This is a genomic window from Pseudomonas sp. S1_E05, assembly GCF_056337105.1.
Genome location: NZ_JBFRHM010000001.1, coordinates 1,528,827 through 1,543,514 on the forward strand (window position 1 = coordinate 1,528,827; position 14,688 = coordinate 1,543,514).

Genomic DNA, 14,688 nt, shown 5'->3' on the forward strand with positions numbered 1-14,688 from the left:
ACACGTTTTCCTGCTTTTCAATTTTTCTGTTTATTCCATACTTCAACCAAACCATTCTGTCGTGAGCGTTTGATGAACGAAGATAGATCCAAGGCCAGCGTCATTGAGGACGGGCGTTTTCGCCTGTTGATCGATGCGGTAATCGACTATGCGATCTACATGCTTGATCCCGACGGCATCATCACCAGTTGGAACGCCGGTGCCCGGCGCTTCAAAGGCTATGACGAGCCCGAGATACTTGGGGAGCACTTCTCGCGTTTTTACACCGAAGAAGACCGTTTGAAGGGGTTGCCGCAGCGGGCGCTGGACACGGCGACCCATGAAGGGCGCTTCGAAGGTGAGGGCTGGCGGGTGCGCAAGGATGGCTCGCGTTTCTGGTGTCACGTAGTGATTGACCCGATCCATGACCCCTCCGGCCGGCTTCTGGGGTTCGCCAAGATCACCCGCGACCTGACCGAGCGCAAGCTGGCCGAAGAAATTCTCAAGCAAAGCGAGCAACAGTTCCGGTTGCTGGTTCAAAGTGTCACCGACTATGCCATCTACATGCTCGATCCCCAGGGCCGTGTGACCAACTGGAACGCGGGTGCCCAGCGCATCAAGGGGTATTTACCCCAGGAAGTGATCGGCGAACACTTCTCGCTGTTCTACACACCGGAAGATCGCGATGCCGGCGAGCCGCAAAACACCCTGAGCATGGCCGTCAACGCAGGACGGTTCGAGAACAAGGGGTGGCGGGTGCGCAAGGACGGCACGCGGTTCATGGCACACGTGGTGGTCGACCCGATCTGGGGCGACACCGGCACATTGCTCGGTTTTGCCAAGATCACCCGGGACATCACCGAAGCAACACTCGCCCAGCAAACGCTCGAACAAACTCGGGAAGCGCTTTTCCAGGCGCAGAAGATGCAGGCCATCGGACAACTCAGCGGCGGTATCGCCCATGACTTCAACAACCTGTTGACCGTGATCCTTGGCAACCTGGAGATCGTACGCAAGCGCGTCGACGGTGACTCCAAGCTCACGCGTTTGCTGGATAACGCCACCCAGGGGGCCATGCGCGGCGTGTCGTTGACCCAACGCATGCTGGCGTTCGCCAGGCGTCAGGAACTCAAGACCGAATCAGTGGAGATCCCCGCGCTGGTGGAGGGCATCACCAGCCTGCTGCGCAGTTCCCTCGGCCCTTCAGTGTTGCTTGAAACTCGCTTTGCGGCACACGCCGAGCCGGTCGTGGCCGACGTCAACCAACTTGAGCTGGCCATCCTCAACCTGGTGACCAATGCCCGTGACGCCATGCCCCATGGCGGAAAGATCGTGATCAGCATGGCTTCGGCCAATGCAGCGGACCATCCGGGGCTTGCCCCTCTTTCGGGGGAGTTTGTCTGCCTGAGCATCAGTGATACCGGGGAGGGCATGGATGATGCGACCCTGGCGTTGGCGACGGACCCGTTTTTCACCACCAAGGGTGTCGGTAAAGGCACGGGCCTGGGGTTGTCGATGGTGCACGGTTACATCGAACAATTGGGTGGCCGCTTTATTCTCAAAAGCCGCAAGGACAAGGGCACTACGGCTGAGCTGTGGATCCCGGTGGCCGCTGGGGGGGCAGTGGCCAAGGCCATTCAGGATCAAGCGACACCGGACGTCTCCCGGTTGTGCGTGCTGGTGGTGGACGATGACAGCCTGGTATTGACCAGCACCTGCCTGCTGCTCGAGGACTTGGGGCATCGGGTGATCAGCGCAGCATCCGGGGCGCAGGCGTTAAAAGTATTCGGAAGCGAAACAGCGATTGATCTGGTGATCACAGACATGGCCATGCCGCAGATGAATGGTGCGCAGTTGGCGCAGTCGATTCGATCACTACGACCTGATGTACCGGTCATCCTCGCCACCGGTTACGCCGAACGGTTGGAAGGGGCTGCGGTGGAGCTGCCGCGGCTCGCCAAGCCGTTCACGCAGCTCAATCTGGTGGAAATCATCGCCTCGACGCTATCCGACATCAGGGTGCGGGGTCGCCAGGGGCACCAATGATCAGGCCGTCACTGGCTGATGGATGACCTCGCGTTTTCGAGTTGCTGGAATCGGCGGGAAGTTTTCATTCAGTACCCGCAGGTGTTCGATGGCTTCGGCGAACTTGAGGTCGGCTTTCCTGCGAAGTGTCAGGTATTGGTCAAACAGTTCGCCATCCAGATCGCTTCCCTCCAGCATTGCAAAGGCTTCGCGACTCAACGCCTGCGCCTCTTCGAACATCTGTTGATTACGTTCCAGGGCAAACGCCCGGCAAGCCTTGATTTCATCGCGGGTTGAATACTGGATCATGACCGGCACCTTGCTTTAAAGGGGATATAAGGTTTTGACCGGGCACGGACAAAAAGGATTGCAAGTTTATGAATCTGAAAACTTGATGAGTCCCTGCGGAAATGGGCAGAAATCAAATCAACCAACCCGGTCCTTGCGCCGTTCATACCAGGTCAATACCGGCTGGGTACTGAAACCATGGATGAGGATGCTCAAGGCAACAACCGACAAGGTGAGGTCAGTGCATACCTTGGCTACCGACGGGTCGAGCCCGTGGTTCAACGCATAGAACAGGTAATACAGGCTACCGATGCCCCGAATGCCAAACCATCCGATCAACAGGCGTTGATGTCCGTTGAGCGAACCGCGCCAGGGCAGGGCGACGACACTCAATGGCCGAATCAGGCAAAACAGCGCCGCGCCGATCAGCAAAGCGCGCCAGTCCCAATGTGCGATCAGCACCACACCCAGCAGGGTCACCAGGAACACTTCCATGGCACGCTCCACCAGGCTGCCGAACGCGAGCATGTCGCCCATCATGATGCCAGCGGCGACCTGGGCGTCCTCCAGGCGCTGGGTATCACCATGCACCGCCTGTTGCGGCTCCACGTTCTGATGGCCGACCACTGGCTGGACCAAATGCTCGGCCGGGAGATCATCGTTGCCCGCGGAATTGACCTCCACATGGCGCAAGCCCAGGCCGGCAGCGAACACTGATAAAAAGCCGTAGCCATGGATTGCCTCGGCCGCCACGTAGGCGAGGGCAATCAGGGCCAGGGCCAGATAGTCATTGGGCGAAAGGGTGCTGTCGTCGTTTTTGATGCGCAAGCTCAGCGTCACACGACCAATGCCGCGCCCCATCGCGTAACCGATCAGCAAACCGGCGGGAACCGCCCACACCACGCTCCCCAGAACCCAGTCACCGAAAAAGCCGGGCGCGGCGTCATTGCGCACCAACAACAGACCGAGAATCACGAAGGGGAAGGCGATGCCATCGTTGAGGCCGGCCTCTCCGGACAGGCCGAAACGAACGCTGTCGTCATCTCGTGCATCGTTGACCTGTACCAGCGCAGCGAGCACTGGATCTGTCGGCGCCAGGATCGAGCTGATCAACACCGAAACACCCCATGGCAGTTGCAACGCATAGTGCAGCGCCAGGCACGCGCAAGCGATCGTCAATACCATCACGGGGCCAGCGAGGCCGACGGCAACGCGCCAGTTTACGTGGCTGAACGGCTTGCGCAGTTTGAGGCCGCAGACAAACAACGAAAACAGCACTGCGACTTCTGTCAGATGCTCCATCCAGGTGGCGGCGTCGTTCATGTCCAACTGCAACAGGCCCAGTGCGGACGGACCGATGGCGATGCCCAGTACCAGGCACACTGCCGAGGTGGTCACCGGCATCCAGCGCAAATACGAGGACGTCAGCGCCAATGTCAGCAGCACCGCACCGAGCACCGCCACCCATGAAATGAAGTTCATGCTACCGGGCTCAACGATCAACCCACCGTCGCACGTAGATACTCCGGTTGCAGGACGTTGAACCATACCAGGATCATTTCCACCAGGATGGTGACCAGGACCAGCAGGCCGACACCCCACACGCAGGCGGCATTGAGCAGTCCTTGTTCCTTGCGTTCATGCATGAAGGTGGGCATGCCGACGAACAACAGGAACGTCGAGTACACCGACGCGGCGCCGAGCACGATGATCGCCAGCCAACGGCTCGGGTACAAACCGGCGATGCCCGCGATAAAGAACGGCGTCACGGTGTACGCAGCGAATCCAATGCACTGGTTCAACGTCGGGCGCGCCTCGAATGCGCGCGACATCCAGCGAATAAACGCGCCCATCAGGGCCACACCGGCAACGATGGTGACGTAAAGCAACGCACACAATTGCAGGGCACTGCTGCTACTGAGCCTGACCGTTTCACTCTCCGCCAGGCTCCACCCGACGTAGGTGGTGCCGATGAACAGGCACACCGCGGGGATCAGGGCGAGCAGTAGCAAATGCGCCAGATAATGACGTGGATGAGCTTCCTCTTCCTGGCGGATTTCGGTCCAGGCGTAGTTTGGCTGGGTAAACAGTTTGACGAGGGGTGCGGACATGACGACCTCCTGAGCGCGGACGGCCCGGCAAATGGGCTCTTAAGCAGTTGAGGGGCGGGGTTTGGCAGGAGTTCCGTTTTTCTCGTGAACCGATGGCCCCTGCGGGAGCAAGCCTGTTGAAAGCGCTCATCGCGAGCACGCTCGCTCCTGCAGGGGATCAGCGGACCTAGAGCATCGGCTTGCCGCCCGTAATGCCGTAGCGCTGACCGGTGATGTAGCTGGCTTCATCCGACGCCAGCAGCACATAGATCGGCGCCACTTCCACGGGTTGGCCCGGTCGTCCCAGTGGGGTTTGCCCGCCGAAGTTCTCGACTTCCTCATCCGGCATGGTCGAGACGATCAAAGGCGTCCAGATCGGGCCCGGCGCCACGCAATTGACCCGGATGTTTTTCTCGCCGAGCATCTGCGCCAGCCCGGCGGTGAAGTTGGCAATTGCGCCCTTGGTGGTGGCGTAAGGCAGCAGCGTCGGTTTGGGCATGTCCGAGTTGACCGAGCTGGTGTTGATGATCGAACTGCCCGGCTGCATATGTTTCAGCGCGGCTTGGCAAATGCGGAAAATGGCCGTGATGTTGACATCGAAGGTCATCACCCATTCCTCGTCGGGTATGTCTTCGAAGCGCTCATGGGTCATTTGGAACGCGGCGTTGTTAACCAGGATGTCGATGCGGCCGAACCGTTCGACGGTCTTGTCCACCAGCGCCTGGCACTGGGCTTTTTGCGCGATATCGCCCGGCAGCAGCAGGCTCTGTCGTCCGGCCTGTTCGACCCAACGCGCGGTTTCCTGCGCATCTTCGTGCTCATTAAGGTAGGCAATCGCAACGTCCGCGCCTTCACGGGCGAAAGCAATGGCCACCGCTCGGCCGATGCCGCTGTCGGCGCCGGTGATCAGGGCGATCTTGCCCTCCAGGCGGCCGGAGCCTTTGTAGCTCTGCTCGCCGCAATCGGGGTACGGATCCATCTTTTTCTGCGAGCCAGGGACGGGTTGGGCCTGTTTCTTGAAGGGTGGTTTTGGATAGTCGGTCATCGGAAAATCTCCGTTATCAAGGTTGAAGAGTCATAGGGTGGACCCGGCTCTTTAACGGTGAGTTCGGTTGGATTGATGACCTGCGCCGACCTCGACTGTAGGAGCGAGCTTGCTCGCGATGGAGGTCAACGATAACGCGGGGCACCTGACACTCCGCGGCGCTCTCCGGCTCATCGCGGGCAAGCCTGCTCCTACAGGAATGGAGTCACGGAGGACTCGCCCCGCTCAACACATGCGCATGTCCAATGGTGGTGAGGTGTACCGCGGTGCCGGTCGGCGGGGCGTACAGCCCGGAGCTGCGCACCATCAGTGACCGGCCGGGCTGGGGGCGAGTTCGACGGTCAGGGTGCAGGTGTTGCCGCTGAAGTCGCGGTCAGTGACAACGGCGGGGCAACCGGCGACATCCAGGTTGTTCGAGACCACGCCAATCACTTGCAATTGCTCAGGGCGCAGCATGATCTGGGCACTGTGGTTGTTACGATGGTTGTTGACCGGGATCCGCCCCAGGTCGCAATGGGCCCAGCCGGCTTCGATCCGGGCGGGCATGACCACCGCATCCCCCAGAAAATGCGCGGTTTGCTCATCGTCGGGGTAGCGATACAGGTCCAGCGGATGACCCGACTGCACCAGCCGGCCATCGCGCATGACGGCCAGTTGATCGGCAAACGACAAGGCTTCGCTCTGGTCATGGGTGACCAGAATGGTGGTTACGCCCGCATCGTCGAGCAAGCGCGCGACCATTTTGCGCATGGCCGCGCGCAAGCCGGTATCAAGCGCGGAGAAAGGCTCATCCAGTAACATCAGCCGGGGTTGTTGCGCCAGGGCCCGGGCCAACGCGACCCGTTGCTGCTGCCCGCCGGACAGTTCATGGGGCCAACGCTCCGCCATGCTCTGGGGCAGCGCCACGCTGTCGAGCAACTGCGCGATACGCTCGCGTTTTTCCTCGCCTTTGGTCGCCAGGCCAAACCCGATGTTCGCGCCCACGCTCAGGTGCGGAAACAGCGCACCGTCCTGCGGAACGTAACCGATCTGGCGTTGGTGAGCCGGGACTTCGTGGGTGGCGTCCACCAGCGTCTGGCCGTTAAGGAGCAGGCGCCCGGTATCGGGGAACTCGAAGCCGGCGATCATGCGCAGCAGCGTCGTTTTGCCTGACCCCGAAGGCCCGACGATAACAGTGCGGCTCCCAGTCGGCACCGAGAGGCTAACGCCGTCCAGCGCGCGCTGTGAGCCATAGGATTTACTGAGCGAATGCAGTTCAAGCGCGTTCATCGGCCCGCCGTGCGTTTGGATTGGTGGTAGAGGAGGCCGGTCAACGGCAATGACAATACGATCATCAGCAGCGCGTAGGGCGCGGCTGCCGCATAGTCGATTTCGCTGGTCAGGGCCCAGAAACCGGTGGCCAGCGTGCGGGTGCCATTGGGTGCCAACAGCAAGGTGGCGGTCAGTTCGTTGGTGATCGCCAGGAACACCAGTGCAGCACCTGCCGCAGCGCCGGGGGCAGCCAGGCGCAAAGTGATCAGCCACAGCGCCCGGGCGGGCGAACGTCCCAGGCTGCGAGCCATGTTTTCAAGCTCTATGGGGGCCTGTGCGATACCGGCACGCAGGCTGACCAATGCCCGGGGCAGAAACATCAACAGGTAGGCCAGCAGCACGGTCAGGGTCGTCTGGTAGATCGGCCGGGCGAAATGCACCGTCACCGTCACCAGTGCCAGGGCAACGACAATGCCCGGCAGGGAACTGGTGATGTAATTGCAGCTTTCAAGCATCCTCTGTAAACGCCCGGGCGAGCGGATCGAAAGCCAGGCGATCGGAATCGCCGCCAGGGTCGTGAGCGCGGCGCCTGCTGCTCCCAACAATAGTGTCTGCTGCAACGCCGGCAACAACTCGGCCATCTGCCAGACCTGCACACCGCCCGCGAGCAGCCACTTGCCCAAGGTCACCAGCGGGACGCCGAGCGTGAGGGCGCAGGTCAGCACCCACAGCGTCAGGGCCATCACTGTTTGGCCAGGCTTGAGCCGGACCAGTCGCTGTTCGCGGGCACTGCCCGAGCCGACCCGCGCATAACGTGCATGTCCACGGGCCGCCGACTCGACCGTCAGCATCGCCAGACAACACAGGGCCAGCACGCCGGCGAGCATGTTGGCGGCAGGACCGTTGAAGGTCGATTTGAACTGGTCGAAAATCGCCGTGGTGAAGGTGTCGAAGCGGATCATCGCGTACAGGCCGTATTCGGCCAGCAGATGCAGGCCTACCAGCAGCGAGCCACCGCAGATGGCCAGCCGCAGCTGTGGCACCACCACTCGGAAAAACACCGTCCAGGGCTTGAGCCCCATCGATTGCGCGACGTCCTCAATAGCCGGGTCGAGACGGCGCAGGGTTGCGGCCACCGGCAAGTAAAGAAAGGGGAAGTAGGCGATGACCGACACCAGCACGCCGGCAAACAGCCCATGGATCGGCGGTACCAGGCTGACCCACGCGTAGCTGTGCACGAACGCCGGTACGGCGAGCGGCGCAATGGCCAGCAACGACCAGACCCGACGCCCGGACAAATTGCTGCGCTCGGTCAACCACGCCAACGTAACGCCCAGCGCGATGCACAGAGGAATGGTGATCGCCACCAGCAATACGGTATTGATCAGCAGTTCGCCCACCCGGGGGCGAACTACCAATTCCACCAGTCTGACCCATCCGGTCTGCCAGGAAACACCCAGCACAAACGCAATGGGCAGCAGAGACAGCAAGGACACCAGTACGGACAAGCCGATCACCCACGCACCGCCACGGCCGGCAAACAAACCCCGGGAATGGCGGCGCATGGGGGCGGGGATCGGTGTAGCGACCCTCGCCGGTAGGGTTTCAGGCATCAATTCAGAGCAGTCCGGCCTGAGTCATCAGCTCCACGGCTTTTTTACTGTCGAGCCTGGACGCGTCGACCTTCGGCGCGTCGAGCTGTTGCAAAGGCACCAGTTTTGGGTTGGATTCAGCGTTCTTGCCAACGGCGTACTCGTACGAATTCCCGGTCTTGAGGATCGCCTGGCCGTCCTTGCCGGTCACCCACTTGAGGAACGCCTGAGCCTGTTCCTTGTGTTGACTCGACGCCAGGACGCCGCCACCGGAGACACTCACGAACGCGCCCGGATCCTTGTGCTTGAAGTAGTGCAGGGCGGTATTCTTGCTGTTTTCGCCCGTCTTGGCCTGATCGCCAAAACGGTAGTAGTGGTAGATCACGCCGCTGTCGATCTGCCCTGCATTCACTGCCTTGAGCACCGAACTGTTACCCCGATACGCGGTAAAGTTGGCTTTCATGCCCTTGAGCCATTCCAGCGTGGCCGCTTCGCCCTTGAGTTCCAGCACCGCCGCGACAATGGCCTGGAAGTCCGCACCGGCGGGCGAGGCCGCCCAACGACCTTTCCATTTCGGATCGGCCAGGTCCATCAGCGATTTCGGGAGGTCGGCTTCGGTCAATTTGCTCGGGTTATAGACAAACACTGTGGAGCGCGCGGCGATGCCCACCCACTTGCCGTGAGCCGGGCGGTAGGCGGCATCCACCTGTTCGAGGGTGGCCGGCGCCACCGGTGCGAACAGCCCGGCATTATCGACCAGCACCATCGCCGGCGAGTTTTCGGTGAGGAACACATCCGCCGGCGAAGCTGCACCTTCCTGGACGATCTGGTTGCCCATCTCGGTGTCATCGCCATTGCGCACCGTGACCTTGATCCCGGTCTCCTTGGTAAAACCCTCGATCCAGGCCTTGGTGAGGCTTTCATGCTGGGCGTTGTAAACCACAATGCCATCGGCGTCGGCAGCATAGACATGGCCGGCGCCGAGCAAGGCGGTGGCCAGCAGGGCTTTTTTCAGGAAAGACGGAACTTTGCAATTCATTGGGCGGGCAACTCCTGATCTATTTTTCCAGTGATGCAAGGCCTTTCGCAAAAAAGCTTTAATGCGAACGATTTGCATATTTAAGTCGCAGGGAATGTAGTGAGCACAATGAGAAAAATACGTTAAAAAAACCGTTAACAAATGTGATTTCCATTCAGATTAGCAGCACGAGAAACAAATGCTCGCGCGATCAGGATCGAGCACCGTCAGCGGCGTCGAGCCAGATATCGAGGGTTAGCGTAGCTATGGATTGGCAGCTTGAAAGGTCGCCACCGCTGAAGACTGGTTTTGCGAGGTTATTTGAAGGCGTGTGTTTTCTTCAAAACGACCGGCCAACCGTCGGTATTGACGAGACCCAGCACTTGAAGTTGCCCGTTGCTGTCGACTCGCACGAATAACACACTGCCGTATTCGCTGGTTTTCGCATGCGGGAAACCGGTCTGTGCTTCGAAGTCACTGATGCAACCGCTATGGGTGACGAGCAACAGGTTGTGGTGGGTACGTTTGTGCGCGACGACTTCGTTGGGCAAGGCCTTGCCGCAGGAGGCGAGCCAGTCCTGGGTGATGGCCTCTTTGCCAAACATGAAATGTGAAGTTTGCGCGGTGCGGGTGATCGGGCTGGTGAGGACATCCACCTGGGCCATGCCAAGTTGTTCAAAGTCTTGCCCCAGCGCCTTTGCCGCTTGGGTACCAAGGTCAGTTATGCCATCTGCCGGGCCGGAACAGGGATTGCTTGAACGGTCGCAACGCTCAGTGTGACGAACCAACGCGACAATATCGCCGGCCTGCCAGCGCCGAATCAGTTCGCCAGCGTTCCTGGAGCCTGCCTGCCCGAGATCGGCGGGGGAGCGCGGCCACCAGACAAAACCAGTGACCGCAACAGCGACGCAAAGCGCTACGCTGTAAGACAGTATCGTTTGGAGTCGGGATTTCATGAAGATCTACGATCTGAACGTCGTTAGGGAAAACTAAGTTCAGCGCGGTAGTCGAGCGGTGAAACCAATGTGAAAAAAGCGCAGCGCAAGTCGGTGGGAGTGCGTTATTGAGCGACTGATAAAGTTTGTCTTTGACGTGTATTACCCGGCTCGGATTAGACACATGTCTGCACAGCGGCTCCAGTCGTCACCGCCATGCAGACCGTGTTCAGGAAGCAGGGCAGGTAAGGTTTGTACCGCCAGTTGCCTTGCTGATCGCTTCCGCAAGGCGCTTGACGTTTTGTTGCTGGGCCAGCACCAGATCGTCGATCGAAGGCCCGGAAGGCGTCTGCAAGGTGCTGCGGCAGTTGAGCGTCGTGCGCTCACCGTCGCCAGGGCTGCGCAGGCGCCAACGAACGTCCATCAACGCATATTGGCCGGGAATCGAATCGAAGCGCTGGACCTCCAGTCGCACCGACACCTTGCGTTGGGGAGCGCTGTTGGCCAGTTGATCGATCAGTGCGCTGCGCAACTCATCCACCAGGGTTGCCGCCCACCAGTCAGTTTCGAGGATCGCCAGCCCGCTGTTGCCCTGGCGGATGACAATCTGCGGGCGATCCACCTGTGGCGGCACGTTGAGGCTTTCAATCTGAATTTCGCTGCCATTGCCCCGGGCCGTGGCGCCCAGCGGTGCAGGCGTGAGCGTGTGGAATTGAATGGGATCGCTGCGGCAAGCCGCCAGCAGCACACACGCAGTGACCAACGTAACCTTTAGCGAACACGCCATGATTGTTGCTCCTGTGGTCAGTTGCGCGGTGGCGCCTTGAGGTCCAATGGCGCGGCGTTGTCGGGACGGCCGCGAATCAGCGATTCCGGATGTCGGCCCAGGTAGTCCGATAGCTCTCGCAGCGAGCGCGACATGCGTTCGAGTTCGTTGAGGGTCTGGCCCAACTGCTCGCGTTGCGGCGAGTCCTCGGCCAGGGTCGACGTTGCCGATTGCAAGGTCTTGCTGACATCGGCCAGAGTAGTCGACACGCCAGGCAGCGTCTTGGCATTGAACTGCACCAGGCTCTTGCGCAGTTCCACGAGGTTGCTGTCGAGGTTGCCGGCGATCCGCTCGATTGGCAGCTGATTGATCTTGTTGACCATGCCTTCGAGTTTTTCCTGCAACTGCTCGAGGCTGCCGGGGATGGTTGGAATGGAAGGGGGGCGGGCGGTCGGATCGAACACGACTTTCTCGGCCTTGGGGTAGAAGTCGAGCGCAATATACAGCTGCCCGGTCAGCAGATTACCGCTGCGAGCCTGGGCGCGCAGGCCATTGTCGATGAAAGTGCCGATCAGGCGGATGCCGGCGGCTTCGTCCTCAGGGTTGTGATTCAACACCTTGAGCATTTTTACATGGGCCTGACCGAGCCGCTGCGGGTAGATGAGGATGCCGACATTGACCGGGAAGCTGCGTTTTTCGGCATCGAAATCCAGATTGACCGATACCACGCGACCGAACTCGACACCCAGGAACTCCACCGGCGCACCGACTTTGAGTCCGCGCAGTGCCTGTTCGAAGCGCAGCACCAGGTATTGCGCCTTGCCGGCGGGTGGGGCAAGGGCGGTCTGCTGGTCTTCGAACAGTTCGAAGGACTTTTCCTCGGCTGCCGCCACGTCATTGGGGCTGTACTCGGGGGCACGGAAGGCGATGCCACCCACCAGCAGCGAAGAAAGGGATTCGGTTTTGACCGCAAAACCGTTGGCGCCAACATTGACGTCAATGCCGCTGGCATTCCAGAAGCGGGTGTTTTCAGTGACGTAGGCGTCATTGGGTGAATGAATGAACACCTCGATGTTAACGCCCTTGCCGTCGGTATCCAGCGCGTAGGCAACCACCTGGCCGACCGGGATCTTGCGGTAGTAGACCGGCGAGCCGATATCCAATGAACCCAGGTCGTCGGTGTGCAATGTGAAGCGTTTGCCCGGTTCGCCATAGGTGATGGGCGGCGGGTTTTCCAGGCCGATGAAGCGTTTGGCTCGTGTATTGTCTTGGCCGATATCGGCGCCGATGTAATCACCGGAAAGCAGCGTGTCGATGCCGGATACACCGCCGGCACCGATGCGCGGACGCACCACCCAGAATTGCGAATCCTTGCGAGTGAAGCTTTCGGCCTGCTTGGCCAACTGGATGGTGGCGTTAACGCTTTTCTGGTCGTCACTCAGCTCGACGTCGGATACATGGCCGATGACCACGTTGCGGTATTTCACCTCGGTCTTGTTGGCGACCAGACCACTGCCGGTCTTGAAGGTCACGGTAATGGTGGGGCCTTCCTGCATGATGCTGTGCACCACCAGGGAAATGCCCACCAGGACGGCAACGATGGGCACGATCCACACCAGCGAAACGCTGAAACGCCTGGTCTTGACAGGCGCCGGTCCCGGGGCCTGCGGCCCTTCAGTGGCTTGCGACTTCATCCATGACCTCCTCGTTGATTGGACTGTCCCAGATCATCCTGGGGTCGAAACTCATCGCCGCCAGCATGGTGAACACCACCACGAGGCCGAAAAACAGAATGCCGGTGCGTGGCTCGATGTCGGCCAGGGCCTGGAATTTCACCAGTGAGGCAACCAGCGCGACCACGATCACATCGAGCATCGACCAATAGCCGATGACCTCGACGAAGCGGTACAACTGCGAGCGCTCCTTGCGCGCCCAGTTACTGTTGCGCTGCACGGTAATCAATAGCATGCCCAGGGCAATGAACTTGATGCCTGGCACCGCAATGCTGGCAATGAAAATTATCAGGGCGATGTCCCAGGCACCGTGCGACCAAAAGTCGATGACACCACTCATGATGGTGCTGTCGGTACCGTTGCCGACCATCTTGGTGTTCATCACCGGCAGCAGATTGGCCGGGACGTAGAACACCAGGGAGGTGATCAGATAGGCCCAGGTCCGCGTCAGCGCATTGGTCTTGCGCCGATACAACGGCGCGCCGCAGCGCTCGCATTCGTGGGGCTCATGGGTCATGTCACAGGCCAGGCCGCAGGTGTGGCACAGGCACAGGTTGAGTTCGTCGGCGGTGGGTGGTGTGCTCATGGCAGCTCCCACAGATCGCGCACATCGCGCCCGGCGATGCGGATCATCATCAGGCTCAGAATGGCCAGGGCGATCAGGCCGATACCGGGCAGCACGTCGAGAAACCCGGCCAGTTTGATCACGGCCACCATGGCCCCCAGCAGACAGACTTCCAGCATGCTCCAGGGCCGCAATGTTTCCAGCCATCGCATGCAGAACTTGAACCCCGGCGAACGATGGCCGGCCAGGGCATGGCTCAGCACCCAGATCAGCAGGACCAACTGGAATATCGGCGCGATGATCATGGAGATCGCCGCCACCAGGGCAATGAAGGTGATCGGCCCCAGGCTCAGGGCCAGCACCGAATCCCACAGCGTCGCACTGTTCTTCAGGCCTTGCAGGCTGATGCTCATGACCGGGTAGAAATTGGCGAAGATCCACAGCATCAGTGCGGTGAGGGTCAGCGCCAGGCGCTGCTGCACCGTCAGCCCGTTATAACGCTGAAGCACGCCACCGCAGCGCACGCAGAGTGTTTTCTGATGTTTGGTGAGCGTGACTTTCTGGTACACGCAGTCGCAGTGCTCGCAGATGATCAGTTGATCGGTCGAAGCCATAGGCCGCTCTCGCCGGGAGACAGGAAAGTCAGAGCACCACCTCAATATAGAAGTGCCTTGCGATTGAGCAAATCGAAAGGCGCAATGCGAGGTGCCGACTCAGGGGTATTCCTGTCTTGCGTGCAGGATGCTCAGGACTTCTATCTGGTCCGTTACGCGGTAGACCACGACATAATTGGGATGTACCACGATTTGCCGAGTACCGGAAACGCGGCCGGTTCGATACAGGAAGGGGTGTCGCGAAAGTGCTGCGATAGCAGCGTCGATGGCTCTGCTCAGCTCGTTGGCTGCTTGAATATCGTGATCGCTGATGTAGTCGAGTATTTCCAATAATTCAGCCCGAGCTCCGGGCCGCCATTCAATCCGCATCGCTCCTGTTACGCTTGGACTCAATCAATGCTTGGACTTCGGCCATTACCTGATCGTGCGGAGTATTGGGACGCGGATCGTCTATCGAAGACTGCACTTTTGCACGGAACCAGCGGTCATGGCCGGCCACCTGTTCCTCGTTATCGAACGAAGGATCAAACGTAGGTCGTTCGGGGCACATGGAGACCTCCATATCGGATGCCGGCCAGTCTATTCGCGATGGAGTTTTTTGTCGTGGTTGCACTGACTGTCGGGTGGGTATTTCACACAGATCGTTCATGATGAGATGCCGTCGCTGAAGGAGGTCACCACGCTAAACTTCGGGTTTCTGACCGGCAACCTTAAAAAGATGTCGGACGATTCCTGGTGCTGTGCCCGATCCCGCGTTAAATCTGACATCCCGCGCAGTGGGTTGTCT

At 60.0% G+C, this 14,688-nt stretch carries 14 protein-coding genes and 1 pseudogene; 1 reads left to right on the forward strand and 14 read right to left on the reverse strand.

Annotation, left to right across the window (positions count from 1 at the left end; all coding sequences use genetic code 11):
- Positions 1-72 precede the first annotated feature (72 nt).
- A complete protein-coding gene (locus tag AB4N33_RS07070) occupies positions 73-2,025 on the forward strand; it encodes a hybrid sensor histidine kinase/response regulator (protein WP_476456813.1) in 1,953 nt (650 codons plus the stop codon).
- On the opposite strand, the gene AB4N33_RS07075 is transcribed toward AB4N33_RS07070, so the two are convergent.
- The 14 genes and pseudogenes from AB4N33_RS07075 to relB all read right to left on the reverse strand — a co-directional run bounded on the left by AB4N33_RS07075 (position 2,026) and on the right by relB (position 14,451).
- A complete protein-coding gene (locus AB4N33_RS07075; protein ID WP_476456814.1) occupies positions 2,026-2,313 on the reverse strand; it encodes a hypothetical protein in 288 nt (95 codons plus the stop codon). It abuts the gene before it with no gap.
- 117 nt (positions 2,314-2,430) lie between these two features.
- Positions 2,431-3,774 carry a cation:proton antiporter gene (locus AB4N33_RS07080; RefSeq protein ID WP_476456815.1) on the reverse strand — a complete coding sequence of 448 codons (1,344 nt, stop codon included), beginning with the start codon at positions 3,772-3,774 and terminating at the stop codon, positions 2,431-2,433.
- A 17-nt stretch (positions 3,775-3,791) separates the two neighbouring features.
- Entirely contained in the window at positions 3,792-4,403 is a 612-nt protein-coding gene (locus tag AB4N33_RS07085) for a Yip1 family protein (protein ID WP_476456816.1), read from the reverse strand.
- A 166-nt stretch (positions 4,404-4,569) separates the two neighbouring features.
- Positions 4,570-5,427 (reverse strand): SDR family oxidoreductase, encoded by an 858-nt coding sequence (locus AB4N33_RS07090; protein WP_476456817.1) that lies wholly within the window; start codon positions 5,425-5,427, stop codon positions 4,570-4,572.
- Between the two features lie 205 nt (positions 5,428-5,632).
- Positions 5,633-6,696 (reverse strand): annotated as a pseudogene (locus tag AB4N33_RS07095) (ABC transporter ATP-binding protein).
- Positions 6,693-8,291, reverse strand: a complete 1,599-nt coding sequence (locus tag AB4N33_RS07100; RefSeq protein ID WP_476456818.1) for an ABC transporter permease — start codon at positions 8,289-8,291, stop codon at positions 6,693-6,695. The pseudogene AB4N33_RS07095 and the gene AB4N33_RS07100 overlap by 4 nt, the downstream one beginning before the upstream one ends.
- Before the next feature lie 4 nt (positions 8,292-8,295).
- The gene (locus AB4N33_RS07105; protein WP_460124933.1) at positions 8,296-9,309 is read right to left on the reverse strand and encodes an iron ABC transporter substrate-binding protein; all 1,014 of its coding nucleotides are present in this window, start codon (positions 9,307-9,309) and stop codon (positions 8,296-8,298) included.
- 296 nt (positions 9,310-9,605) lie between these two features.
- Complete coding sequence (gene pmrG / locus AB4N33_RS07110) at positions 9,606-10,244, reverse strand: lipopolysaccharide core heptose(II)-phosphate phosphatase PmrG (RefSeq protein WP_476456819.1); 639 nt, start codon at positions 10,242-10,244, stop codon at positions 9,606-9,608.
- Positions 10,245-10,452: 208 nt separating this feature from the next.
- A complete protein-coding gene (locus tag AB4N33_RS07115; RefSeq protein ID WP_476456820.1) occupies positions 10,453-11,010 on the reverse strand; it encodes a PqiC family protein in 558 nt (185 codons plus the stop codon).
- A 17-nt stretch (positions 11,011-11,027) separates the two neighbouring features.
- Positions 11,028-12,683: a PqiB family protein gene (locus AB4N33_RS07120; protein ID WP_476456821.1), complete on the reverse strand. Its 1,656-nt coding sequence runs from the start codon at positions 12,681-12,683 to the stop codon at positions 11,028-11,030.
- Positions 12,664-13,308, reverse strand: coding sequence for a paraquat-inducible protein A (locus AB4N33_RS07125; protein ID WP_476456822.1), 645 nt, complete (start codon positions 13,306-13,308; stop codon positions 12,664-12,666). Before AB4N33_RS07125 ends, AB4N33_RS07120 begins: the two co-directional genes overlap by 20 nt.
- Positions 13,305-13,901 carry a paraquat-inducible protein A gene (locus AB4N33_RS07130; protein ID WP_476456823.1) on the reverse strand — a complete coding sequence of 199 codons (597 nt, stop codon included), beginning with the start codon at positions 13,899-13,901 and terminating at the stop codon, positions 13,305-13,307. Before AB4N33_RS07130 ends, AB4N33_RS07125 begins: the two co-directional genes overlap by 4 nt.
- A 99-nt stretch (positions 13,902-14,000) precedes the next feature.
- Positions 14,001-14,270, reverse strand: coding sequence for a type II toxin-antitoxin system RelE/ParE family toxin (locus AB4N33_RS07135; RefSeq protein ID WP_476456824.1), 270 nt, complete (start codon positions 14,268-14,270; stop codon positions 14,001-14,003).
- Complete coding sequence (gene relB / locus AB4N33_RS07140; RefSeq protein ID WP_476456825.1) at positions 14,260-14,451, reverse strand: type II toxin-antitoxin system RelB family antitoxin; 192 nt, start codon at positions 14,449-14,451, stop codon at positions 14,260-14,262. Before relB ends, AB4N33_RS07135 begins: the two co-directional genes overlap by 11 nt.
- Positions 14,452-14,688: the final 237 nt, after the last annotated feature.